This is a genomic window from Streptomyces sp. NPDC088746 (assembly GCF_044751065.1).
Lineage (GTDB): Bacteria > Actinomycetota > Actinomycetes > Streptomycetales > Streptomycetaceae > Streptomyces.
On the sequence record NZ_JBIVLA010000004.1, the window covers coordinates 305,209 to 329,306 of the forward strand.

Consider the following 24,098-nt stretch of genomic DNA (forward strand, 5'->3'; position numbering starts at 1 on the left):
GTCAGCCGGGGAAGCGCCCGGTGCTCCGCAGCATCCACCGGCGCTCGGCGTACGCCAGGTCGTCCCGCCAGAGCCGCCCCGCGGTCCGGCGCACCAGGGGGCGCAGGGCGGGCGCGGCAACGCGTGCCAGGGCGAATCCTCTCCGGTCGGAGGCGGCGACGACGGCCTCGACGACCGCTGTCCGCGGTTCCGCGGCGCCGGGCGCGGTGAGCGGCGTGGCATGGGTCTCCACGACCGACCCGGCACCCTCCCCGTCGGTGATGTGCATGACCACCGTGCGCGGCCCGGGCGCGGTGAACACCGCCCGCACCGGCACCACCAGGCGCCCGGCGACCTTGAACGACACATCGACGGCGAACCCGTCACCCCCGCCGTCCTCGGGGGTGCCGGCCACCTTGAGGCCGACGAACGCGTACGGGTGGAACCACGAACCGTGCCAGGGGTCGAGCCGGTTGGCGACCACGTCCTCGGGCTCGCACCGGCCCACGGCCGTGAACACCGCGTCCACGGCGTCCACCGGCCGTGGCCTCGGCGGCACGACCGGGCGCTCCAGCGGGGGCTCTCCCCCGGCCCGGTCCAGCCGCACCCAGACCAGGACCCCGTCGTCGTACACGGGGTACGGCTCCCACCCGGCGAACGGCCCGCCGTCCAGGGCCAGGCCGTGCCACCGGCACAGGAGCGTCCCGCACACCACGCGGCTGTCGCGCAGCGGGGCCCCCAGGTGGGGGCACTCCCCCGGGCCTGCGCGCAGCGCCCCGTCCTCGGAGCGCCACAGGACGACTTCCAGTCCGGCGATCGTCCGGCCGCACGGGCGGTCCCGCGCCCCGATCGCCCGGGAGGCCCCGACGGCGTACCAGTTGCCCGAGGGGCGGGCGGTGGCCCGCTTCAGTGCCTCGGCGATCACGGTGGGCTTCGCCTCGCGCCAGGTGGGTGCCTGCCGGTCCCAGCGGGGCGCGCGCCGTACCCGCAGGGGTGACGTCCACGACCCGCTTCTCCGCCGGGTGTTCATCGCGGGGATCCCTCCGCCCCGGCGGCCGTCTCCGGCACCGCGGCGGGCGGGCGGGTCCGCATCCGCGCCCCGAGGATCCGTACGAGTCCGCCCGCCGCCGTGGCGGCCCGCCGCCGGCGTGGCACCACGGCGCGACGGTGTGTCACCCGGTAGTCGTCGGCGGCGATCGCGTCCAGGATGCCCCTGTACAGGACGAAGGCCGTCCGGATGCAGGGACGCGCCCGCGGCTCCAGCATGGCGATGCCCGGCTCCGCTTCCCGGTACACGGAGCGGATCAGCCTGTCGGCTTCGGCGAATGCGGCCCGGAGGCGCGGATCGTGCCGCTCTGTGCGGCGGCTCCACTCCAGCAGGCGGCGGTCCACGCCGTGGGCGGCGAGCAGGTCCGCCGGCAGGTAGACGCGCCCGCGGTCCAGGTCCTCGCCCACGTCCCGCAGGAAGTTGGTCAGCTGGAAGGCCACGCCGAGCGCCGCGGCGTGCGGAGCCGCTTCCTCACGGGCCACGACCGTCCCGAGCACGGGCAGCATCTGGAGGCCGATCACCCCTGCCGAACCGTGCGTGTAGGCGCACAGATCGGCGTACGTCGGATAGTCGGTGACGGCCAGGTCGCTGCGCATGGACACCAGGAAGTCGGCGAACAGACCGTGGTCGATGGCGTAGCGGCGTGCGGTGTCCGCCACGGCTTTGACCACGGGCTCCTCCCCGCCCCCGGTACGCAGCCCGTGGGCCAGGTCGCTCTCCAGCAGACGCAGCAGACGGTCGCGTTCGGTGGCGGGCTGCCGGCGGTCCAGGTCGTCCACGATGTCGTCGGCCCACCGGGCGAAGCCGTACAACGCGTGGACGGCGCTGCGGCGTTCGAGCGGCAGCAGCCGGGTGGCGAGGAAGTACGTCCGGCCGTGCTGCGCGTTCAGCCGCCTGCACCGGGCGTACGCGGCGCGCAGGGCGGGCCCGGTGATCCCTGCGGCGTCCAGTTCACGGTGGTTCATCGGATCTGCCCTTCGAGGACGGGGGGTCTGCGGTGCGCGCTCTTCGCGGAGGGGAGGCCGGTGACGCGGGCCGCGGCGAGCTTGCCGCTGACGAGTACGGTCGGCACGCCCACCCCGGGTGTGGTCCCGCACCCGGCGAGGACGACGTTGTCGTAGCCGCGTACGAGGTTGCGTGGCCGGAAGGGGCCGGTCTGCGCGAAGGTGTGTGACACGGAGAACGGGGTGCCCGCCGCGTGGCCCTGGGCGGTCCAGTCCACCGGCGTGATCAGCAGCTCCCGGTCCATGGACGCCTCGAAGCCGTCGAGCCCCCGGCGCTCCAGCTCCGCCAGCAGGGCGTCCCGGTAGCGCGGCCCCAGGCCACGCCAGGTGCCCGCCGACGGGCCCGTCGTGGTGTTGGGGCACGGGGCCAGGACGTAGTGCAGGTGTCTGCCCTCCGGGGCCAGTGAGGGGTCGTGCGTCGTCGGACGGGTGATCAGCAGCGACGGGTCGCTCATCACCCGGCCCGACCGGGTGAGTTCGTCGAACGTGCGCTCCCAGGAGGCACCGAAGGAGAGCGTGTGGTGCGCCAGTTCGGGCCAGGTGCGGTCGGTGCCCGCGTGCAGGACCACGGCCGACGGCGCGTGACGCAGTGGCACGGGGCGCCGGGGTGCGCGGCCCAGGAGCCTGTGGGCCACGGGGAGGTCGGGCGTCAGGACGACCGCGTCGCAGGCGATCCGCTCGCCCGAGGCCAGCCGGACGGCCCGTACCCGCCCGGCGGCGCGCTCCAGCCCGGTCACCTCGGCCGACCAGCGGAACTCCCCTCCCGCGTCGGCGGCCGCGTCCGCCATCGCCCGGGGCAGTGCGTACATGCCGCCCTTGGGGAACCAGACGCCCGCGACCGTGTCCATGTAGGCGATGACCGCGTAGGCGGCGAGGGCACGGGCCGGGGCGACTCCCGCGTACAGCGCCTGGAAGGAGAACACCCGGCGCAGCCGTGGGTCCGAGAGGAACCTGCCGATCTGCGGGTCGAGCCGGCCGAAGCCGCCCAGGGCCGCCAGCCGGGCGAGGTCCGGGTGCAGGAGCTGGAAGGGCGAGTCGAAGTTGGTGTCGATGAAGCGGTGCATCTGCGCCCGGTACATCGCCTCCAGCCAGCGCCGCAGCCTGCGGTACCCCGCGGCCTCCGCTCCCCCGGCGAAGCGGCGGACCTCGGCCTCCATGGCGTCGCCGTCCGTATGGACGTCCAGCCGGCTGCCGTCCGCGAAGCGGGCCCGGTAGGCCGGATGCAGTGGGATCAGCTCCACGCGTCGGTGGAGGCTGTCCCCGACAGCGGCGAAGGCCTCGTCGGCCAGGTGCGGCATGGTCAGCACCGTCGGCCCGGTGTCGATCCGGTATCCGCCGAGGTCCACCCGGCCCGCGCGGCCCCCGGGGCCGGAGCCCCGTTCGACGACGGTCACCCGGCGTCCCGCGCCGAGCAGGTGCAGGGCGGCGGCGAGGCCGGACAGGCCGGCGCCGACCACCACCACATGGTCCGTAGGGCCTGCCACGGTTTTCACGCGCCCTCCCCGTCATGGGGGGTGCCCACGGCCCTGGCCACCAGTGCGGCGAACTCCCGCCGGGCACGGGCGTCCGTCCCGGCGTCCGCGAAGTGACGCAGGCTCGACGCCGAGAGCTCGGCGATCTCCTCCTCCATCACCGACCGCGCGCCGGTACGTTCCAGAGCGGCACGCATCCGGTCGACCGTCGCTCCACCGCCGCCTTCCGCACCGAGTACGGCCAGGGCCTCGGTGTCGCCCGATTCGTCGGCGAGCCGGAGGGCGACGGCCAGGAGACAGGTGAGCTTGCCCGCCCGCAGGTCCTCGTCCGAGGACTTTCCGGTGACGGCCGGGTCCCCGAAGGCACCCAGCAGGTCGTCACGCAGCTGGAAGGCGAGCCCCGCGCAGCGCCCGGCGGCCCGCAGCCCGTCCATGACGCGCGCATCGGCGCCCGCCAGTGCCGCACCCAGCGCGAGAGGCCGCTCCACGGTGTAGAGCGCGCTCTTGAGCGTCGCGATGTTCCTCGCCCGGTCGAGGTCGGGCGAGCCGGTCGCCTGGGCCCGCATGTCCAGGTACTGCCCGGCGACCATCTCACCGCGCATCGCCTGCCACTCCCGGTGAAGCTCCTCGCCGTACGGGGAGGCCAGGGCGGTCTCGGTGAACAGATCGTCGGCCCACGCCAGCGCCAGGTCTCCGGCGAGCACCGCGGCGGTCCCCGAGAAGGACGCGGCGGATCCGCGCATGCGGCTCGTCCGGTGCATGTGCGCGAAGTCCGCGTGCACGGCGGGTGCGCCCCGGCGTACCGGCGACTCGTCCATGACGTCGTCGTGGATCAGTGCGCAGGCCTGAAGCAGTTCCAGGGCGGCGCCGATACGCAGCGGGGTCCCGGGGTCGCCGGAGCCCCCGGCGGCCAGCCATCCGCACCGGACGAAGGCCGTCCGCAGCCGTTTGCCGCCGTTCAGGACGAACGCGGTGACCCGGGAGGCCACCTCCTCGGCGAACACGGCGTCCACGCGCCGGGCCTCCCGGAGCCTGGTGTGCAGATGTTCCGCGAGGACGGCGTCGACGGCCGCGGCCGCTTCGTCCGCCGGGTGCGGGAGACCGCCCGGGAGGGGGCCTCCGCCGAGGCCGGGGCGGGGCCCAGCGCCTCCGCCTGTGCCTGCCCGCGTCGCCCGTGGACCGAGCATGGACAGCCCCTTTCGCCCGGTCGTCCGCTTCCGCGTCCACCGCTGGTTCCGGCCGCGAGGACCGCGGATGCTTCTATGCCTGCCCGTCGCCCGGGCTGTTCGGAGCGGACTTCACCCGGACGGCGGGCGGAACGGCGGCGCAGGAGGGCACTTCCGTGCACGGCGGAGGGGCTCGGCGACCCTCTGTACGGGGTCAGCCGCTGTCGGACACCCAGGACGTGCGGTCCTCGTGCTGGTGGACCCGTATCCCGGGACGGGCCTTCCGCAGCGCGTCCTCCAGCAGCCGTACGTCGTTCGCCGGCGGGTTGAACGCCGCCCGCGTGCGGTAGACCTTCCGGCCGGCCCGGAGCTCCAGGACCTTGCTGCCGCCGCCGTCCACGGACCGGTATCCCACGGTGAGCGGCCGCAGGTCCGTCACATCGTCGAGGGGACGGGTGATCTCCGTGCCGTTGCGCCTGCGCAGCACCACCACCGCGGGCGGGCCGGGCCTGATGTCCACCGCCACGACGGAGCGGCGGTCGCGTAGCCAGGGCGGCAGCAGGAGGCTCCCCCAGAAGAGCGCGAACACGCCCCCGAGGATCAGCCCGGCCACGGGCTCGGCCATGCAGATCGCGCCCACGGTCAGCACGTGGGCGATCGTCACGACGATGCCGGAGCTGAGGTCACGCTGCCCCGGACTGTCGTTCCGGTACATCTCCCAGTGAAAGACATCGGCTCTCGCGTCCTCGGCCACGGCTCCAGCATGGCGGCCCGGGGCCGTGGCCGGAAGGGGGCGTCGCCTGAAGGGGGCGTGGCCGCCTCACTGCCGGGGGACACCGCGCACGGGGTGTTTGCTCATGATGGAGACACGGTTGAATGCGTTGATGGTGACGGCCACCCAGATCACCGCGGATGTCTCGTCGTCGGACAGGGTGAGGCGTGCCGTGGCGTAGGCGTCCTCCTGGAGGGCGGCGTCGGCGGGGTGGGTGGTCGCCTCGGCCAGGGCGAGGGCCGCGCGCTCCTGTGCTGTGAACACCTCGGTGTCACGCCAGGCGGCGAGCACTCCCAGCCGCTGGGCCGTCTCACCCGCACGCAGCGCGGCTCTGGTGTGGACGTCCAGGCAGTATGCGCAGCCGTTGATCTGAGACACCCGGAGGTTGACCAGTTCGACCAGGGTGCGGTCGAGCCCAGCCTCCTGGGCGACCGTGCGCACCGCTTCGGCCGTGGCGGTGAGGGCCTTGTAGGCCTCGGGGCTCTGCTTGTCCACGTAGACCCGCCTCTTCGTACGCTCCGCCTCGGTACCGTTCATTCCTGGACTCCTCACCGGGACGTATCCCGCCCCCTCGACGTACCGTGCGCCCCGAGTGCGCGAAGGCTTATGATCAAGCATGATTGTTGAACATGCAAACACCTGTGGCCCGGGTGTGGAGGTGCTGACGGCGCGGGACGTACCGCTGGGCGGCCCGAGGGCGATGACAGTGCGGCGGACGCTGCCGCAGAGGGCCCGCACGCTCATCGGGGCCTGGTGCTTCATCGACCACTACGGCCCCGACGACGTCGCCGTGACGGGCGGGATGGATGTGGCCCCGCATCCCCACATCGGCCTGCAGACCGTCAGCTGGCTTTTCAGCGGCGAGATCGAACACCGCGACAGCCTGGGCAGCCACGCCTTCGTACGCCCCGGAGAGCTCAACCTGATGACCGGTGGCCGGGGCATCAGCCACACGGAGGTCTCCACCCCCGGCACCACGGTCCTGCACGGTGTCCAGCTGTGGGTGGCGCTTCCCGGCGAGCACCGGGACACGGGGCGCGACTTCCGGCATTATGTGCCGGACCCGGTCCGCCGGGGCGGCGCCGTGATCAGGGTGTTCCTCGGCTCCCTCGCCGGAGACACCTCCCCGGTCCCGGCCTTCACCCCTCTGCTCGGCGCCGAGATCGTCCTCGAACCGCACGCGACCGCGATCCTCGACACGGACACCGCCTTCGAGCACGGCCTTCTCGTCGACCAGGGGAGCATCCGTCTGGACGGAACGCTGCTGCGACCGGCCGAGCTGGGCTACCTCGGCCCGGGGCACGGCGAAGTCACCCTGGTCAATGAGACCGACGCCCCCGCCCGGGCCGTGCTCGTGGGAGGAACGCCGTTCGACGAAGAGATCGTCATGTGGTGGAATTTCGTGGGCCGCAGTCATGACGACATCGTCGAGGCACGTGAGGCGTGGGAGGCCGGCACCGACCGTTTCGGCCACGTCGACGGCTACCCCGGCGCCCGCATCCCCGCCCCGGCTCTTCCCAACGCCACCATCGCACCGCGTGGCAACCCGACACGCCCGAAAGGGAACACACGATGACCCAGGCCGCCGCCCCCGTCGTCCGTCACGTCGACGCCAGGCACCGCTACGAGATCGTGGTCGACGAGGCGAGCGCGGGATTCACCGCCTACCGCGACCGCGACGGGCAGCGCGTCTTCTTCCACACCGAGATCGACGACGCCTTCGCGGGCCGGGGACTGGCCTCCGTCCTCGTGCGGGAGGCGCTCAGCCACGTACGGGACTCGGGCAAGCGGATCGTGCCGGTCTGCCCGTACGTGGCCAAGTTCCTCGAGAAGCACGAGGAGTTCTCCGACATCACCGACCCGGTCACGCCCGATATCCTCCAGTGGCTGGAGACCACCCTGGCTCGATGAGCACCCGCGCCGCCGCCAGCCGGCCGGACGACGGCCGGGTGGCGGCGCTCCGTCAGGCCGGCCGCAGCTCGAATTAGTCGAAGGCGAGGGTGCCCCGGGTCGCGTACATGCCGACGACCCGGCCGGTGAATCCGCCCGCGACCTCGGTGGTGAGATAGCGGCCGTCGAGTTCGGCGAGGATCTCGAAGGTGCCGTCGTCGGTCTCGTACCCCAGGCGAAGGGTGTCGGGGCCGCCGACGTCGACCCGCGTCCGCGCCTCGCAGTCGGGGTCGCGCTGACGCCGCCCCACGAACAGGGCGCCGGGCTTGTCCATGCCGTCCGCCCTGGCGTGCAGCACCAGGTGGCTGGTCCGCCCCTCCCCTGAGTGGTCCAATCGAAGCGCTTCGACGAAATCCGTGTGCGTAACCGTCGGCACCGGGACCAGACTGCGGGCATGGATGAAGAAGGCGTCGAATCCGCGATCGTGACGTCGTCGGCTCGGTGGAACCGGCTTCTCGGATTCCCGGCCGATGCCCGCCTGCTGATCGTCAACTGCGACGACTTCGGCATGGGCCCGGCGGTCAACGCAGGGGTGATCGAGTCGATCGAGGAGGGGATCGCCGGTTCGTGCAGCCTCATGACCGTGTGTCCGGCGGCGCCGGACGCGATGCGGCTGCTTCGGCAGAGGCCGGGGATCGCGTTCGGGATCCACCTCACCATGGTGTGCGAGACGCCCGACCTGCCTTGGGGCCCCCTGACGGCAAGGGAGAGGGTTCCCTCCCTGCTCGACCCGGCGGGCAATTTCTTCGAGCCGACAGCCGCGGGGCGGACCGCACTGCTCGGCCGTGTCCGGCCCGACGAGGTCGAGACCGAGTTCCGCGCGCAGATCGACGCCGTCGCCGACGCGGGCCTCGCGCCGACCCACCTGGACTTCCACTGCCTGGCCGACGGAGGCCGCGACGACATCCTCGACCTGACCGTGGGGCTGGCCGCGGAGTACGGCCTCGCCGTCCGCGTCTGGCTGGAGCCGGGGCTGCGGGCCATGCGGCGAAGGGGACTGCCCGTGATCGACCATGACTTCCTGGACAGCTTCTCCCTCCCGGCCGAGGGCAAGGCGGCCCGTTACGGCCGGCTGCTCCACGACCTGCCGGCCGGGCTCAGCGAATGGGCGGTCCATCCCGCTCTCGCCGGCCGGGAGTCCCGCGGTGCCGACAGCGACCGCCATGTGCGGCGCACGGACCATGAGTTCCTCACGTCGCCGGAGGCCCGGGACGCCGTGGCCCGGGAGGGCGTCACCCTGATCGACTACCGGGCCGTTCAGCGTGTGTGGGCCAGGAACACGGGTCCTGTGTGAACCGGCGCCGGCGCCATCCGCATCCGGACCTGGCGCATCGCGTCCGGCCTGATGACGGCCCCCGCCGGGCGGCTGTGGGTCGACCCGGACCGGCCGGGGCGCTGGCTGCGCCCCGGCCGGTCCGGCTGCGGACAGAGGTTGTTCAGCGGCTCACTTGAGGGCGGGCGGTGCCGCGTCCGCCGAGGTGCCCCACCGGGAGGGCTCCGTACCGACCTCGAAGGACAGGTCGCGTGTGCCGCGGATGTCCTCGGTGGTCAGGTAGGTATTCCCGTACGCGGCGCCGTCCGTCCGCGCCGACTGGATGTAGCGCGCCGCGTCGGAGGTGCCCGGAGCCTGCACCGTCAGCCGGCCCTTGGGGTAGTAGCGCCGGTCGAGGGTCAGGTCCACCCGCTCGAAGACGGGGGTCGACAGGCCCCAGGTGTCGGTGCCCGGCTGGACCGGGAAGATCCCGATCGAGGACAGGACGTTCCAGGCGGACATCGTGCCCAGGTCGTCGTTCCCGGTCATGCCGGTCGGGGTGTCCGTGAAGAGCGTGAGCGCGGCGTGCACCACGTCGGTCGTCTTCCAGGGCTGTCCCGTGGAGAGATAGGTGTAGGGGGCGATCAGGTCGGGCTCGTTCTGCGGGTTGTACTTGTCCGCGTTGTAGTAGTCGTACGGCCCGTTCACCCACACCTCGCGGGCGGTCTTCGCCGGGTCCTGGAGCAACTGCTCGTAGGCGAAGAACGAGTCGAGCCGCTCGTTGGCGGACTCGGTGCCCCCGATCAGGGAGACCATGCCGGGCAGGTCCTGCGGGACGAGCCACTGGTACTGCCAGGACGTGCCCTCGTGGAAGCCCTCGCTCTGCGCCGGGTCGGCGGGGCCGGTGAAGGCGCCGCTCGCGTCCCGTGCGCGGAAGAAGCCGGTCGAACTGTCGAAGATGGTCCGGTAGTTCTGCGCCCGCTCCGCGTAGCGCGCGGCGTCCTCGTCGTGGCCGAGCTCCTTCGCCATCTGCCCGAGCATCGCGTCGGACAAGGCGTACTCCAGGGTCGCGGAGGCACCGTGGTCGTAGTCGGAGTCGCCCGGCTTCACATGGGCCCGGTCCTTGATGTACGGCGCGAAACCGTCGGCGAGGTACTCCTTGTTGGCCTCGCGGCCCACGGGGGCGGACTCGGCGGGCGGCACCCCGTCGGCGTTCTTCTTCAGCGCGCGGTACGCCTGTTCCTCGTACCCCTTGAGCAGACCCTGCTGGTAGGCGTTGGTGAGGAACGGCGTGACGGGGTCACCGGTCATGATGTTCGTCTCGACCGTGCCGTAGCCCCACTTGGGCAGCCAGCCGCTGTCCTCGTCGATCTTGATGACGGAGATGGCCATGTCGCGGGACTCGTGCGGTGCGAGCAGCGACAGGAGCTGGGCCTGGGTGCGGTAGGTGTCCCAGAGCGACCAGTTCTGGTAGTAGGTGAACCCCTTGGCGCGGTGGATCTTCTGGTCCCAGCCCGTGTAGCGGCCGTCGACGTCGCTGCCGATGTTGGGCGCGAGGAACGACCGGTAGAGGGACGAGTAGAAGGTCCGGCGCAGGGTCTCGCTGCCGCCCTTCGCCCGGACGTCGTCGAGGCGGTCCTCCCAGGCGGCCTGGGCCGAGCGTGCGACACGGTCGTACGAACGGCCGCCTTCGGCGCGCAGGTTGAGGGCGGCTCCCTTGGCGTCCACGTACGAGATCGCGGTGGTCGCCTCGACGGTGCGGTCCTTGGAGGTGTCGAAGCGTACGAAGGCGCCGTTGCGCTCGGCGGCCGCGGACGAGGACTTCGAGCCCTCGGTGACCTTGTCGCCCTTCCAGGTGCCGGAGGTGGTGAACGGCCGGTCGAAGCGGGTGATCGTGTACACGGTGTACGGCTTGGTGTCCTGGCAGAAGCCGCTGCCGGTGATGGCCGTGCGTACGGTGCGGTTGTCGAGGATCTCGACGTCGGTGTCCACGGTCTTGTGCAGCGACTGGCCCGCGTTGATGAGGACGTTGGCCTTGTCCGTGGCGGGGAAGGTGTAGCGCTGCACCCCGGTGCGCTCGGTGGCGCTCAGCTCGGCCTTGATGCCTGTCTTGAGACCGACCTCGTAGGTGCCGGGGCTCGCCTTCTCGTCGTCGTGGCTGAACTCCGCCGCGTACGCGGCGTTGTCCGTCGACGTGATGTCACCGGTCGTCGGAAGCACCGGGAGGTCTCCGCCGAGGCCGCAGCCCACACCGGAGATGTGGACGGTGGAGAAGCCCCTGATGTGGGTCTCCGAGTAGTCGTAGCCGGTGTTGTGCCCGGTGTCGGGCGAGAACTGCACCATGCCGAAGGGCACCGCGGCGCCGGGGTAGGTGTTGCCCTCGTTCTCGGTTCCGATGAACGGGTTGACGAGATCGGTGAGCCGGGCGCGCTCGGCGTGCCCCTCCCCGTCCGCCGCGGCAGGCGCGGCGACGGCACCGCCGAGGAGGGCGGCCGTGGCGGCCACCGTCCCCGCCCCGCGAATCCAGTGGGTCCATCTCATGGAATGAGCGCCTCTCGGACGTAGACAACGTTGTCATGCGCACTGCGCGATCATTCTTGGCCCGCATGCGTGTACTCGTCAAGAGCTGCGGCAGGCGGGCGGCTCGGCGCTCGCCCGCTCCCGGCTTCCGCGTGCGGGAGAGGGCTTCCGGCTCCAAGGTCGAGACAGGACGCAGAGCCTGCCCGAGTGAGGCCTGCCTGTTTCACCCCGGAGGCGATGCCGTGAGCCCGCACCGCACGGCGACAGGGCTGACGTCGCACGCGCCGCGGAACGAGAGCGATCTGCTCCCGCGGTGGGCGCGCTTCGCACCGCTGGCGCTGGTGGCACTCGCACTGGCGATCGATCTGCCCACGCCGGGCGCGTTCAGCGGGGACGTCTTCCTGATCCTGAGCTCCATGCTCGCTGCCTGCGTGTACTCACTGCGGGCCGTCGTCGGCGTCGCCGCGCTCAACAGCGTGGCCGGGTTGGTACTCCTGTTCGCACGGCACATGCCGTCCGAGGGTGAGCACGCGGTGGTCGACTACGTCGCCATGGTGGTCCTCGCCTGGGCATCCGTGCCGCTGTGCCGGCTGCGGCTGTCTCTCCTTGGCCGACTCCTGGGAGCCGAGCGTGTGGCGGAGAGCGCCCAGCGCGCAGTTCTGCCACCCGTACGGGCGTGGTGGGGGAACACCTGGATCGCGGTGCGCTACGAGGCCGCGTCCGCCGCGGCCTCTGTCGGCGGCGACCTGTACGCGGCGGAGCACACCTCGTACGGCGTGCGCCTGCTCATCGGTGACGTACGCGGCAAGGGGCTGAACGCCGTTCCCGACGTGGCCGCGCTGGTGGGCAGCTTCCACGAAGCCGCGCACCACACCCCGACGCTGCCGGAGCTGGCCCGCCACCTGGACGAGGCGGTGTCCCGGCACAGCAGGGAGACCGCCGCGGTCGGCGGTGAGGGCGGCCTGAGCGGTGAACACTTCATCACGGCCGCCATCGCGCAGATCCCGGACGACGGCACGGAAGTGCGTCTCATCAGCCGTGGGCACTGCCCGGCCTTCCTGGTGAGCGGGACCGACCTGCAGGTCTGGGAGCCCGAGCATCCCGGCCTGCCTCTGGGGCTCGGCGAATTCGACACGGGCCCGTGGGCCGACGAGTCGCGCCCCTTCGGCCCGGGAAGTCTGCTCCTGCTGTGCACGGACGGGCTCCTGGAGGCACGCGACGCCGAGGGGCGCTTCTACACACCGGACAAGGTTCTGCGGGAGTCGTGGCGCCAGGGCCCGCCGACCGTGGTGGACAGACTCGCGCAGGCGGTTCACGCCCACACGGAGGGGCTCCTGAGGGACGACCTGGCGTTGGTCGCCGTCACCCGTGCGGAGCACGCACCGCACGGGTCGGAACAGGAGCACCGGCGCTGAACCCACGCGCCACGGCGGACTCCGCGTACGGCTTCGAAGCGGGGCCGCGGGACGTCGGCGGCGGGCGCCGCGCCCGCCTCACGTGTCTCCTCCTGCCCCGGGCACGAACGTCGTAAGGCGGGCGGCCCTGAGCCCGGCCGCTGCATGTCCAGCGCCCACCCACGGATTTCGCACCACTGACCGTGCCTGGAACCGCTGCTAGCCTGCGCCCATGATCAAGGGGAGATCGCCCGGCCGTCTGGCTCACATAGCGGGGAGCAACAGGTCGGAACGTGTGCTGATCCTGGCCAGCTTCGTGAACCGGGTCGGTAACGGGCTCTTCAACACGGCGTCCGCGCTCTACTTCACCTTGGTCGTGGATCTCCCCGCGGTGCAGGTGGGCGCCGCCCTCACCATCGCCGGCCTGATCGGCCTGCTCGCGGGGATACCGGGCGGCCATCTGGCCGATCGACGTGGCCCTCGCACGGTCATGATGCTCGCCCTGGCGGTCCAGGCTGTGGCGATGTCCGCTCTCGTGCTCGTCGAGAGCTGGGCCGCCCTCACCGTCATCGCTGCCGTCGACCAGCTTGCCGCAGCCGCTGCCGGTGCGGCCTGGGGAGCCCTGGTGGTCAGGGTCGGCACCGACCGCCCGGCGCTGTTCAGGGCGAAGCTCCGTACGTACGTGAATCTGGGCGTCGTCCTGGGAACCGTGGGTGCCGGATTCGCGGTGGCGGCGAACACGCGTACTGCCTACATCGTGCTGATCCTCGGCGACGCGGCCAGCTTCGCCCTGTGCGCCCTCCTCCTGTTCCTGCTCCCCCACTACAGGGCATTGGCGCCTTCGTCGCGGGAGGGCCGCCGCTGGATCGCTCTCACCGACCGTCCGTTCGTGGCGTTCACCGCCCTCTACGGCGCCATGGGGCTCCAATACCCGGTGGTCTCCCTGCTTCTGCCGATCTGGATCTCGGAGCACACGGACGCGCCGCGCTGGACCGTGGCCGCGGTGTCCGCGATCAATGCCGGAGTCTGCGTCCTGTTGCAGACCAGGATCGGATCCCGCATCGAGACCCCGCTCGACGGCGGCAGGGCGTTCCGCACGGCCGGGCTGCTCTTCCTCCTCAGCTGTCCGATGATGGCCCTGACGGCGCACACTCCCGTGTGGGCGGCCACCGGCCTCGTGGTCGCGGCGATCTTCGTGCACAGCCTCGGGGAGATCTGGGAGTCCTCGGCCGGCTTCGCCCTCGGCTTCGGCCTGGCACCGGACCATGCCCAGGGCCAGTACCAAGGGCTCCTGGGGCTCGGCTTCAGCGCGGGCCAGGCGCTCGCTCCCGCCATCCTCACGACCGTCGTGCTCGGGACGGGTACGACAGGCTGGCTGCTCCTCGGCGTGTTCTTCGCGGCCGTGGGGGCGGTCGGCCCCGCGATCGAACGCTGGGGCACACGAACGCGGCCCCGACAGGGTGCCGCCGCCGTGAAAACCGGCGGAGAACCGGACCAGGCGCACGCGTAACCGCACCCCGGGGTTCCGGAGAACGCTCGGCAGCGCCCCGCGACTGTCCAGGACCGGTCCCCCCAAGTCGATACCCGGCGGGTAGCGTTGCAGCGTGGAGCTACGCACCCTGCAGTATTTCGTGGCGGTCGCCGAGGAACTCCACTTCGGCCGGGCCGCCACGCGACTGCACATGAGCCAGCCGCCGCTGAGCCGGGCGATCAAGCAGCTCGAGGCCGAGCTCGGTGCCCTGCTGCTCGTCCGCTCACCTGCCGGCGTCACGCTCACCGCGGTGGGCGCCCTGCTGCTCGACGAGGCACGCGCCCTGCTCGACCACGCCGACCGCGTACGCCTGCGCGCGACCGCGGCGGCCGCCGGCGCGACCATCACCGTCGGCATCCTGGGCGACAGCACCGACCTGGCTGCGACCAGACTGGCCGCCGCCTACCGTCGCAGCCACCCCGGCGTCGACATCCGCATCCGCGACGCCGACCTGACCGACCCGACCTGCGGGCTGCGCGCCGGACTCGTCGATGTCGCCCTGACCCGGGCGCCGTTCGACGAGACCGCCCTGACGGTGCGGGAGCTGCGTTCCGATCCGGTGGGCGCGGTCCTGCGCGCCGACGATCCACTGGCCCACCGTGACAGCCTGCGGCTGGCCGACCTGAGCGACCGCCGCTGGTTCCAGTTCCCGCAGGGAACCGACCCGCTGTGGCGGTCGTACTGGAACGGCGGCGAGCCACGCGAGGGGCCGGTGGTGCGCGTGGTCCAGGAGTGCCTGCAGGCCGTGCTGTGGAACGGCACGGTCGGCCTGGCCCCGCTCGGCCACGACATGCCCGCGGGGCTGACCGCGGTGCCGCTGACCGACATGGCGCCGAGCCGGGTGGTGGCGGTCTGCAACGAGGGTGACCGCAACCCGTTGATCCATTCGTTCATCGAGATAGCGACGGCCTCGTACCGCCGCTGACCGGCTCTGCCCACCCGGCGCGGTCACGCGACGAGCCGGCATCGTCACCGAAGGCATGCATGAAAATCCGTGGCCGGCCCGGGCCCCTTGAGCCGATAATCGCCACTCATGACGCGTCATGAGCCCGAGGGAGACGGTCCGGCCAACCCGGCCTTGCGACGAGTGCTGGGACGGCCCGGGGGCCCCGAACTGCTGGACCAGCTGAGCAACGGTATGTCCGGTGCCGATCTGACCACGCTGCTGCTCGAGGTGTTCCGGCGGCGAGCGGACCGGCGCACACCGGCGGAGGTGATGCGGCGCTACCGCGACGACCGGTTCGCAGCACCCGCGCCGACCGGCTGCACCGCGCTTCGCCGTGCCGAGGACGCCCTGGTGTCCGCGCTGCCCGACGGGTTCGAGACTCTCGTGCTCTCCCCTGTCCTGCCTCTGGCAGCCCATTCGGCCGTCGCGACCGTGGATCCACGCAAGGTGATCGCGACGGTTCGCGGCAGCGAGGTGGCAGCTGACCCGACGAACGCGCTGGCCCTGGAGGCATCCGTACGACGCTCCGTGGCCCTGGCCGCCGATCCTCGTTCCACGGTGCCGGTCAGGCTGGCCGCCAGTCAGAGAGTGGTCCGGGCACAGCACTTCGACGCTCCTGGCATGCTCGCCCACTTCCAGATATTCGGCCTGGTGACCGCCGGCCGGGACACAGGCAACCGGTCCTTCGAGCACCGGCAGCTGGCCGAGCATCTGCGGTTCGCCGCTCGGGCACTGGCCGCCGTGGGGGCGGAGCACACGGAGATCCGGCTCACCTGCCTGGATGACGCGTGCCGCCCGGTCATCGATCGGATGCGCGGCGGTCTCGCCGCGCTGCCGGGCGTCGCTGTGATCGAGGACCCCGACCGGACGACCGGACGCGGCTACTACACGAGCATGTGCTTCAAGGTCTGCACCGTCGTGGACGGTCACTCCCTCGAAGTCGGCGACGGCGGCTTCGTCGACTGGAGCCAACTGCTCACCGGCAACCGCAAGGAACGCCTTCTGATCAGCGGCTACGGGGTCGATCGACTGGCTGGGACGCCGACTCGGCGGGCGCGGCGGGGAACTCCTGGAACGCCGCCTTCCACTGCGGGTCCATGAATCCTGGCGGGCGTGGCGCGCGGGTCAGTCGATGGCTCCGCCGCGGTGGGCGACCGCGCCCCCGGCCGGGGACCAGGTCACATGGCCGTGCTCGAAGCGGCTCGCCCGGTTGTCGGGCGGCCCGGTCTCGTCGCTGACCGGGTATCTCAGGAAGCCGTTCTCCCAGCCGGTGCTCGCCCACAGGTCGCGGATCGCACCATGGACCTCGTGTGCCCCCGTGCGCGGCGTCCAGTAGATGGAGCCGCCCTCGAAGTGGTTGTAGCGGCCGACACCGTCGGGCGTACCCGTTTCGTCCGTCACGGGATAGCCCAGAAAGCCGCCGGAGCCGCCGTGGCGTGCGTACGCGACGCGAATGTCGCCGTGAACCTCGTGCGCTCCGGACTGGGGCGACCAGTAGATCGAGCCGTTCTGGTAGTCGCGCGCACTGCCACGGCCGTCGGGCAGGGGGCCCTCCGCACTGCCCGCTCCGGCGTCGACCGGCTGTCCCAGCCACGAAACCTGGGCCCACTTGTCGTCGATGAACGTCATGACTGCCTCCAGGTGCTGTCGTGTGCTCAGTGACTCGCTTCGATCTGACGCATGCGCGTTGCGAGGACGTCGGGATAGCGGGGGTCGGTGGCGTACCCCGCCGCGGCCACGGCGCGCGCGAAGGCGTAGGGGTCCTCACTGTGGTCGAAGGCCGCGGCGTACCGGGCGTTGTCGCGCAGGAAGCGGGCGTGGTGCGTGAAGGACTCCTCCGGGGAGGGGTACCGACGGAACCAGTCCCGCACGATGTACTCGAACGTGCCGTCGGGCCGGGGTGTCACGGAGAGGACCTCGGGGAAGGTGGCGTCCGGACGGCGCAGAACCTCCCGGGTGCGCAGCAGCTGACGGGTCTCCTCCGGGTCGTCCGCCTTCGCCTTGATGCCGAAGAAGTTGTTGCCGGGTGCGCTGCGCCCCCAGTCCGACTCCAGAGCGGCCTGGCCGAGGGTCACCAGGACCGGAACACCGAGCTGCGTCGCCCCGGGCTCGGCGAAGCCGTGGTAGCGGTCGTAGAACTCGGCCGCCCCGGCCGTCGCGGCTCCTGCGGGCGGTGGGCCGGCCGCGAGGGACCAGGCCGCTTCGACGGGCCCGGTGACGCCCGGCCACTGGCCCGCCACCTCCAGTGGGTAGCCGGGCACCTGGGACTTGGTGTGCCAGTCGAGGGCCACGTACTCGTCGCCTCTGAACAGATAGGCGCGCCCGGACCCGGTGTTGACCGCGCCGTCGAGGCCGCCCGCGGTCCAGCCGGGGTCGACACCCTTCCAGCCCGCGGACACTTCTTTGGGGTAGCCGGGGTCCTGCCGGTCCGCGGCGATGTCGTACCGGGCGTACCGGGAGCCTCGGAAGAAGTAGAGCTTGCCGTCTCCCCAGTTCATGGCGGCGTCGATCGCGTCGAAGTCGACACCGTGCCACATGTCCACGATCGGCAGGGGGTATCCCTGGTCCACCTGTCCGTCGGCGATCCGGATGCGGAGATAGGCCGGGCCCCGGAAGACGTACAGTCCGCCTGCCCCCAGGTCGACCGCGGTGTCGATGGTGCCGGCGAACTCGTCCGGCAGTCCGCTCCAGAAGTCACCGAGGGGCCGGCGCTCCGTGACGGCGTTCGCCTGCCAGTCGAAGACGGCTGCCTCCCCGGCGAGAGCGAAGTACGAGATGTTCAGGGGTGCCATCGGAGTCTCCTGTCGCCTGCCGGTCACGACGGTTGGGGGTCAGGTCCGTTGGGCACGCGCAGGGCCTTCCAGGAGGCCGGGCCCGGGTAGCCGTCCGCGTCCGCGCCCCGGTATCCGAGCCTGTGCTGCCACTTGGTGAAAGAGGCCCGGTCCGCCTGCGTCCATTGGGGCCCTGGCGCCTTCGCGTAGGCCGAGCATCCTTCTTCCACCAGCCTCCGGCCCATCGCGAGGACGACCGGGCTCTTCGGTGCCTTCTTGAACCAGCCCGTGCCGGGGAAGGGCACGAACGCGGCCGGAGGCGGCCGGCCGGGGTCGTCGATCGGCGGGAGCGTGGGCATCGGAGTGCCGAGAATGCCGATGACCTGGGTCCCGAGGCCTTGGACGGTCGTCGTGCCCGGGTTGTCGGCGGTGGGCACGGCGCCCGACCGCAGCAGGAAGGGCCCGAACGCGGGTGCGGCGGCGCCGAGCGCGGCGTACGCCTCCGCCGTCCAGCTGCCCGTGATGCGGATGTCCCGCACCAGCAGGAGAGCCTGCGGCAGGCAGTGCGCGGTGCCGTCCCCGGGCGGGTCCGGTACGAGCTGGCCGCGGCGCATGCCGGGCACGTACCATCCGGGTTCCGCTGTCAGCTGGGGATGCCACCAGGACGCTCCGGCGAACCTGCGCACCAGGCGCACCAGGCTGTGCTCGAAGTGGATACGCAGGTCGCCTCCGGCGGTCGGGGCGCTGGTGGTCGCGGCCTCCGGCACGGCCTCGTCGGCCGCCGGGGATTCCGGGGTGGCGGACGGGCGCAGGGACGTCAGCAGTCTGAGTGCCGGGGCTCTCAACGCCGCGTCCTCCTGAGCGTTGACGACCTCGGAGGGGGCCAGCACGTCAGCGTCTCCTGAGTCCATCGCGGTACGCAGCAGTTGGACGCGGTGGCTGTCGAGCTCGAGCAGTGTGCTCCGGGGGGTGTCCGGCACGGTCTCCGTCGAGTGTTCGGCACGCAGCTGCCACAGGTCCGGGTTTGCGTTGGGGAGGGATGTCCCTTCGGTCTGCGGCGGGCGTTGTGACGCGGTGACGGTGGTGTCGAAGGTCTGCCAGTGCACTGCCCCGCTGGGTGCCGCCCAGTCATCCGGTTCGAGGCCCAGGGGGAGAGCGCCGGGGTTGGGCCCCAAGTCCTGCTTCGCGGCGTTGAGCAGCCTCTGCACGCGTTCCCCGGCGTCCGTGTCGGGCGCGGCTGCGGGGCGGCTGTACTGGGCGATCAGTGTGTAGACGGATGAGGCTGAGATCCCGGTGCCGAGGGCGGCGGGTATGGGGGTGCAGTCGCTCAGTCTCAGCAGGAGCGGAAAGTCGTAGTCGGTCCGCAGCCATTCGGAGACGAGAAGCTGGTTGACCACGCCGTTCTGCACCATGTCGTCGTCGACTGCCTGGCCCGGCAGCACGGCGAGTGCGAACTTCCCCGCGCCGGCTGTGACGTAGGTCCGCAGTAGCTGGTCGAGGACCTGCTGGCCCAGGGCGACCGGCAGGTCCTCGTGGGCGGGCATGACGGTGCCTTCCTCAGGCCGTCGGGGCGGCAGGCGTCGGGGGCGCGGCAGGCGCCGGAGTCGCGGCAGGCGTCGGGGTCGCGGCTGGAGAGGGCGTGGGGCTGTCGGTCTTGGGCTTGTCTCCTTCGCCCTTCTTGGCCTCGTCCTTCTTGGCCGCCTCGCCCTTGGGCGCGTCCTTCTTGGCCTCGTCCTTGGGCGCGTCCACCAGCGGCGACGGCGGGGTGATCTCGCCGACCCACCCCACGATCTGTGAGCCGTGGATCTCCAGCGTGCCCCGCTGGCCCTCGCTGTGGAAGTTCCAGCCGTAGTCGCTGCCGCTGCTGGACTCGAACACGCCGTGCGATTCGCCTTCGCTGTGCTGCACGGAACCGCCGATGCCGAAGTATCCGGCGGACCCGCCGAAGCTGGTGGAGCTGGTACTGGTGTTGGAGCTCGCGTCGGCCACGGCCTTCTGGAAGGCGTCACCCGCGGCTCCCCAGTTGTCCGCGGAGATCTTCACGTTGCGAACGACGACGAAGCCCTTGGGCACCATCGGCAGGAGCTTGTCGGTCTTTCCGAACTGGCCGTCGACCGTGCCGTCGCTGATGCAGCCCTTCGGCTGGCCGACGATGTGCCAGCCGTCCATGTGGAACAGGTCACCGAGCAGCCAGGGCCGTCGGATCGTCGCCATGAACCACTCGAAGTCCACGGTGGCGTTGGAGGTCTCGTCGTGGAAACTCGACCACGTGGAGCTGTCGGTGTGGGTGCCGGAGGATGCGCTGCTCTCGGAGTGCGAGGCGTTGGCGGACGCGCCGAAGAAGCCGACGCTGTAGCCGGCGCTGCCGGATGTGGAGGAGGAGCTGTTGTCGTAGAAGCTCCGCCCGAAGGACTGGCTGCCGCCCGCGGCGGCCTTGTTGAGGCTGTTGGACTCGACGTGCACCTCGACCGTGCCGAAGTCCTTGTTGTTCCTGTCCCACCAGGAGATGGGGTCGATGTACGAGTACGGCACATTGACCGCGACGGCGCCGGCGAGCCCCAGCTGGTAGGAGTCGAACATGGTGCGGGCCTGGGCGATGAACGACGCGGCGGCGCTGCTTCCGATGGACTGCGTCGTGGCGATCGCGTCCTCCACCTCCTGGCCGCCCATGGCGAAGAGGTCGGCCCGGGCCTTGTCGACGGCTCCCTTGTACTTCGTGCTGGTGACGGGCCAGACCTGGCCCTGCGCGGGGTCGGCGGTGGCGGCGGCGAAGGCACTCGCGAACGCGCTGACCGCGTCCTCGTAGGACTTCTTGTTCTTGTTGTAGATCTCGTACTTGCGTGAGTACCCGGTCATGTTGCCTTCGGCGTCGAAGGTGAAGAGCGTCTTCCTCGCCGCGTCGATCCGGGCCTGGACCTCTGGGCTGGGCGGCGGCACCGGCTCGGCCTGCATGCCGACCAGGGCGGTCTTGTACGCGAAGCTGACCTTGCGGTCCGGCCAGGCGACGGCGATCCCGTCCTTGGTGATCATCAGCATCTCGTCGACGAGGTTCGAGGTGAAGGCGGCGGCCTGGAGCGAGTGCTGAAGTTGTGGGTCCGGTTTGGGCGGGACCGCTGTCAGCGCCGCTGCCGGAGTGGTGGCTTCGGGAGCCGCGGGCGCGGCCGGGGCCGCCGGCGCGAAACGACCGTCACTGGACACCGCCGCCGAGGTCGCGCCTCCGGCGGGTGTCCACGCGAAGGAGTACATGGTGGGGTCGACCGGGTAGCCCACCGGCAGATGCATGTAGATGGCCGAGCCGGACGGTTTTCCGTCGGGCCCCACCATCCGTGCCGTGACGGCTGAGTGGATCTGGTCCAGTGCGGCGACGAGTGCCTGGGTGACTCCCCCGGCTACCTGGAGTTGAGCGTCGACAGGCATGATGACTCTCCTTCCCTTCAGCCCATATGAGGCGTTCTGTCCGCATATATGAGCACATTCAGTATCACCCGCCGGGAGGAGCGCCGCACTTTCGCACCGGGCGTGATCCCTGCCAAGTCACGTGCTCCGCAGCGCCCGTTGCGTGTGGGCGGAGGGGGACTAGGCTCATATGAAGGCAAGTTGTCAGGAGAGTGGATCATGGTGACACTCGCCCATGTCCGATTCGGCTCGTCCCACGAGGACGTACGCACCGTGCAACGCGCCCTGATCTCCCGTGGCCGGGACATCCCTGACGGGGCGACCGGCTACTTCGGGGAACAGACCCGGGCCGCCTACGCCGCTGAGCAGCGCGCCCAGGGATACCGGGACGCCGATGCCGACGGCATACCCGGATGCGCCTCGCTCACCGAACTCGGCCGCCGGTGCGGCTTTCCCGTCGACTGCGCCGGCTCCTCAGCAGCCGCGGCCGGCGGAGGGCTCGCCCTCTCCCGGGTGACGTACGACGATCCGGGCGACGCCGAGGGGCGGCCCGCGATGGAGCGGTACGCCAGGACGGCGTGTGAGCTCACGGGGATGGACCCGGAGTTCGGCGTCCCCGCGCTGGTCACCATCGCGGGGCGGGAGTCCTCCCACAATGCCCGGCAGTGGCGCGTGAACAGAACCGACGTCAACGCTCACGGCCGCCGGATGGCTGACGGCCACCCCCAGAACTGCTCACGGGGTGCCACCCAGTGCATCCCGTCGACGTTCGCCGCCCATCACCAGCCCGGCACCGCCACGACGCCCTACGACGTGGTGGCGTGCATGTGCGCCACCATCAACTACGTACGTACGCGGTACGGGGTGGACAGGGCCGGTTCGAACTTCGCCGCCCGCGTCCAGCAGGCGGACCCCGGTCGTCCACCCCGCGGCTACTGACGGGCCGGCGCGGCGCGGCCGCGAACCCGAAGGCGGCTCGCGGCCGCGCCGCGCGGTCAGGGGCCCGGGGAGTCCGAGGCGGGAGGCGTGGTCCCGGGGCCGGTTCCGGCCGGTGGCGGGCTCGTCGGCCCCCGGACGGCATCCAGGACCATCTGGCCGCGCCGGTCCACGAACTTGGTGAGCAGTTCCTGCGAGTACCCGAAGACGACCGCCCAGGCGATGATCTGCGCCGACGAGTCCAGGGAACTGAGTCCCGGCACGAAGTTGCCCCGCATCAGGAGCAGCCCGAGAACGGCGGTGAGTGCCCCGGCGGGGAGCTTCAGCAGCGCCGAGGCGACCGGGATCGGGTACGGGGTCGACGTCCCTCGGATCTTCCGCAGGGCCATGGCCGCCGCCACTCCGGCCGCGACGAGGCCGACGACCTCGATCACCACGTAGTCGCCCCACGAGGTGACGGCGGCGAAGTTGTCGTCCAGGTCCCCGGAGGAGGGCGCGTCGTCACTTCCGGTGGCACAGACCACGCGGTAGGGCACCGGCGGTTCGGCCGCCGGCCGGGAGGACGCGCCGACTCCGTCGATGGACCGCTCGGGGTTGAAGCACATGGGTACCGCCTGCGGCCAGATGGAGGTGAGTACGGCCACCGTGACCGCCAGAACCAGCAAGCACCCGGCCACGCAGTACACGATGCGCACAAAGCTGGCGGCGCGCACCCTCTCCCGCACGGCGGCCGACTGGGCGGCTTCGACGGCTTCCGTGAGCCGCACCAGGTCCTCGCCCGAGGCGATGTTCTCGAGTCCCTCGACGGACTTCCTGCGGGCGTCCCCGGCCGACAGATGATCGCTGACCACCGCCTTCAGGCCGGCGACGTAGGGAGAGATCTCCTGGGGCGAAACGGAGAACGACCTGATCCACAGCAGCCGAGCCGCGTTGACATGGATCTGCGCCGACGCGAGATGCGAACCGAGCGGAGCCCTGCGGTGCTCCTCGAACATGAGCACCCTGTCGGCCGCGTTCAACTCCTCACTCGCGGCTTCCAGCATCGTGCGGGCTTCGGCCGTGCTCGAGGCGGTATCCGATCTCACCGTTATGAGGGCCCTGAGTTTGCGGACGCTCGCACGCGCCTCCTCGGTCAGTTCCCAGGACCGCCGTTCACGCCACCACTCCCGCAACCGTCCAGGAGTGACCCGATGTGTCCAGTTGCCCGCCATGTCACACGCGACCTTTCACCAGTTGGGCTTCGCGACATTCCCGTAGGACCAGCTCGCCCCCTTCGACATCTCGAAGTGGAGGTGCGGCCCGGTGGAGTTGCCGGTGTTCCCGACCTTGCCGAGCTGCTCGCCGGCTCTCACCTTCTGGCCGGCCTTCACCTGGCGCTGCGAGAGATGGCAGTAGGTGTAGACGTGGCCGTTCTCCGCCGCCAGTCCGATCCACTGGCCGTAGGCTCCGCCACCGCCGTTCGACCACGCGATCGTGCCGCCGACGACGGCAACCACGGGCGCCCCGGACCGGGCGGCGAAGTCCTGCCCCGTATGACGCCCCACACCGTCCGGTTTCCAGGCGTACGGACCGCGCGAGAAGAACTGGAACGTGACCTTGTGACCGGGCACGGGCGAGGGCACACGGCCCCGGCCGGGGGCGCTCGCACCGACGGCCGGGGCGCCCGCGCAGTCGACGGCGAACCCGGCACCGCGCCCCAGCGCGGTGAGGGAGGCGCAGCCCGGGATGCCGTCGGCGTCGGCGCCCGTATAGCCCTGGGCGCGTTGCTCGGCCTCGTACGCGGCCTTCGTCTGCTCGCCGAACAGGCCCGTGGCCCCGTCCGGAATGGACCGCCCCCGGGCAATCAGGGCCTTCTGCACCGTGCGTACGTCGTCGTTGTTCGCACCGAAGCGGATGTTGGACAGGGCGACCATGGCCGCACCCCTTCCTCTCGGCGCTGCCCGCCGTCCGGGTCCTCGCGG

General features: G+C 71.5%; 21 protein-coding genes and 1 pseudogene. 8 read left to right on the plus strand and 14 right to left on the minus strand.

Annotated elements, in window-relative coordinates; all coding sequences use genetic code 11:
* Position 1: 1 nt before the first annotated feature.
* The 6 genes from ACIP63_RS20350 to ACIP63_RS20375 form a co-directional block, all read right to left on the minus strand.
* Positions 2 to 1,009 (minus strand): DUF5914 domain-containing protein, encoded by a 1,008-nt coding sequence (locus ACIP63_RS20350; RefSeq protein ID WP_401517386.1) that lies wholly within the window; start codon positions 1,007 to 1,009, stop codon positions 2 to 4.
* Complete coding sequence (locus ACIP63_RS20355; RefSeq protein ID WP_401517388.1) at positions 1,006 to 1,992, minus strand: phytoene/squalene synthase family protein; 987 nt, start codon at positions 1,990 to 1,992, stop codon at positions 1,006 to 1,008. The genes ACIP63_RS20350 and ACIP63_RS20355 overlap by 4 nt, the downstream gene beginning before the upstream one ends.
* The gene (gene crtI, locus ACIP63_RS20360; RefSeq protein ID WP_401517390.1) at positions 1,989 to 3,524 is read right to left on the minus strand and encodes a phytoene desaturase family protein; all 1,536 of its coding nucleotides are present in this window, start codon (positions 3,522 to 3,524) and stop codon (positions 1,989 to 1,991) included. Before crtI ends, ACIP63_RS20355 begins: the two co-directional genes overlap by 4 nt.
* A complete protein-coding gene (locus tag ACIP63_RS20365) occupies positions 3,521 to 4,690 on the minus strand; it encodes a polyprenyl synthetase family protein (protein ID WP_401517391.1) in 1,170 nt (389 codons plus the stop codon). Before ACIP63_RS20365 ends, crtI begins: the two co-directional genes overlap by 4 nt.
* 193 nt (positions 4,691 to 4,883) lie before the next feature.
* Positions 4,884 to 5,423, minus strand: coding sequence for a hypothetical protein (locus ACIP63_RS20370; RefSeq protein ID WP_401517393.1), 540 nt, complete (start codon positions 5,421 to 5,423; stop codon positions 4,884 to 4,886).
* A 66-nt stretch (positions 5,424 to 5,489) separates the two neighbouring features.
* A complete protein-coding gene (locus tag ACIP63_RS20375; RefSeq protein WP_401517395.1) occupies positions 5,490 to 5,978 on the minus strand; it encodes a carboxymuconolactone decarboxylase family protein in 489 nt (162 codons plus the stop codon).
* Positions 5,979 to 6,057: 79 nt separating this feature from the next.
* Here ACIP63_RS20375 and ACIP63_RS20380 point away from each other — a divergent pair, with 79 nt between their 5' ends.
* Together ACIP63_RS20380 and ACIP63_RS20385 are read left to right on the plus strand one after the other, a co-directional pair.
* Positions 6,058 to 7,017: a pirin family protein gene (locus ACIP63_RS20380; RefSeq protein ID WP_401517397.1), complete on the plus strand. Its 960-nt coding sequence runs from the start codon at positions 6,058 to 6,060 to the stop codon at positions 7,015 to 7,017.
* Complete coding sequence (locus ACIP63_RS20385) at positions 7,014 to 7,352, plus strand: GNAT family N-acetyltransferase (RefSeq protein WP_401517398.1); 339 nt, start codon at positions 7,014 to 7,016, stop codon at positions 7,350 to 7,352. The genes ACIP63_RS20380 and ACIP63_RS20385 overlap by 4 nt, the downstream gene beginning before the upstream one ends.
* A 73-nt stretch (positions 7,353 to 7,425) precedes the next feature.
* Here the strand turns inward: ACIP63_RS20385 and ACIP63_RS20390 are convergent.
* A pseudogene (locus ACIP63_RS20390) lies at positions 7,426 to 7,704 on the minus strand (glycoside hydrolase family 43 protein); the annotation flags it as partial.
* A gap of 81 nt (positions 7,705 to 7,785) precedes the next feature.
* On the opposite strand from ACIP63_RS20390, the gene ACIP63_RS20395 reads away from it, so the two are divergent.
* The gene (locus ACIP63_RS20395) at positions 7,786 to 8,685 is read left to right on the plus strand and encodes a carbohydrate deacetylase (RefSeq protein WP_401517400.1); all 900 of its coding nucleotides are present in this window, start codon (positions 7,786 to 7,788) and stop codon (positions 8,683 to 8,685) included.
* 150 nt (positions 8,686 to 8,835) lie between these two features.
* Here the strand turns inward: ACIP63_RS20395 and ACIP63_RS20400 are convergent, their stop codons facing one another.
* Positions 8,836 to 11,184 (minus strand): GH92 family glycosyl hydrolase, encoded by a 2,349-nt coding sequence (locus ACIP63_RS20400; protein WP_401517401.1) that lies wholly within the window; start codon positions 11,182 to 11,184, stop codon positions 8,836 to 8,838.
* A gap of 221 nt (positions 11,185 to 11,405) precedes the next feature.
* Between ACIP63_RS20400 and ACIP63_RS20405 the strand changes: the two genes are divergently transcribed.
* From ACIP63_RS20405 to ACIP63_RS20420, 4 genes are all read left to right on the plus strand, one after another.
* Positions 11,406 to 12,578, plus strand: coding sequence for a PP2C family protein-serine/threonine phosphatase (locus ACIP63_RS20405; protein ID WP_401517402.1), 1,173 nt, complete (start codon positions 11,406 to 11,408; stop codon positions 12,576 to 12,578).
* 211 nt (positions 12,579 to 12,789) lie between these two features.
* Positions 12,790 to 14,067 carry an MFS transporter gene (locus tag ACIP63_RS20410; protein ID WP_401517404.1) on the plus strand — a complete coding sequence of 426 codons (1,278 nt, stop codon included), beginning with the start codon at positions 12,790 to 12,792 and terminating at the stop codon, positions 14,065 to 14,067.
* Positions 14,068 to 14,161: 94 nt separating this feature from the next.
* On the plus strand, positions 14,162 to 15,013 hold the full coding sequence (locus ACIP63_RS20415; protein WP_401517405.1) for a LysR substrate-binding domain-containing protein: 852 nt from the start codon (positions 14,162 to 14,164) through the stop codon (positions 15,011 to 15,013).
* 108 nt (positions 15,014 to 15,121) lie between these two features.
* Positions 15,122 to 16,135 (plus strand): hypothetical protein, encoded by a 1,014-nt coding sequence (locus tag ACIP63_RS20420; protein ID WP_401517407.1) that lies wholly within the window; start codon positions 15,122 to 15,124, stop codon positions 16,133 to 16,135.
* Between the two features lie 24 nt (positions 16,136 to 16,159).
* Here ACIP63_RS20420 and ACIP63_RS20425 read toward each other — a convergent pair whose 3' ends face one another.
* From ACIP63_RS20425 to ACIP63_RS20440, 4 genes are read right to left on the minus strand one after another with little or no spacing between them, the layout of a single operon-like run.
* Positions 16,160 to 16,663 (minus strand): LGFP repeat-containing protein, encoded by a 504-nt coding sequence (locus ACIP63_RS20425; RefSeq protein ID WP_401517408.1) that lies wholly within the window; start codon positions 16,661 to 16,663, stop codon positions 16,160 to 16,162.
* 26 nt (positions 16,664 to 16,689) lie between these two features.
* Positions 16,690 to 17,826, minus strand: a complete 1,137-nt coding sequence (locus ACIP63_RS20430; RefSeq protein ID WP_401517409.1) for a hemopexin repeat-containing protein — start codon at positions 17,824 to 17,826, stop codon at positions 16,690 to 16,692.
* 23 nt (positions 17,827 to 17,849) lie between these two features.
* Positions 17,850 to 19,349 (minus strand): peptidoglycan-binding protein, encoded by a 1,500-nt coding sequence (locus ACIP63_RS20435; RefSeq protein ID WP_401517410.1) that lies wholly within the window; start codon positions 19,347 to 19,349, stop codon positions 17,850 to 17,852.
* Between the two features lie 13 nt (positions 19,350 to 19,362).
* Positions 19,363 to 21,222: a hypothetical protein gene (locus tag ACIP63_RS20440; protein WP_401517412.1), complete on the minus strand. Its 1,860-nt coding sequence runs from the start codon at positions 21,220 to 21,222 to the stop codon at positions 19,363 to 19,365.
* A 198-nt stretch (positions 21,223 to 21,420) separates the two neighbouring features.
* Here ACIP63_RS20440 and ACIP63_RS20445 point away from each other — a divergent pair, with 198 nt between their 5' ends.
* Positions 21,421 to 22,140 (plus strand): peptidoglycan-binding protein, encoded by a 720-nt coding sequence (locus ACIP63_RS20445; protein ID WP_401517414.1) that lies wholly within the window; start codon positions 21,421 to 21,423, stop codon positions 22,138 to 22,140.
* Positions 22,141 to 22,196: 56 nt separating this feature from the next.
* Here the strand turns inward: ACIP63_RS20445 and ACIP63_RS20450 are convergent, their stop codons facing one another.
* Both ACIP63_RS20450 and ACIP63_RS20455 read right to left on the minus strand, forming a co-directional pair.
* On the minus strand, positions 22,197 to 23,222 hold the full coding sequence (locus ACIP63_RS20450; protein WP_401517415.1) for a hypothetical protein: 1,026 nt from the start codon (positions 23,220 to 23,222) through the stop codon (positions 22,197 to 22,199).
* 141 nt (positions 23,223 to 23,363) lie between these two features.
* Entirely contained in the window at positions 23,364 to 24,050 is a 687-nt protein-coding gene (locus ACIP63_RS20455; RefSeq protein ID WP_401517417.1) for a M23 family metallopeptidase, read from the minus strand.
* Positions 24,051 to 24,098: the final 48 nt, after the last annotated feature.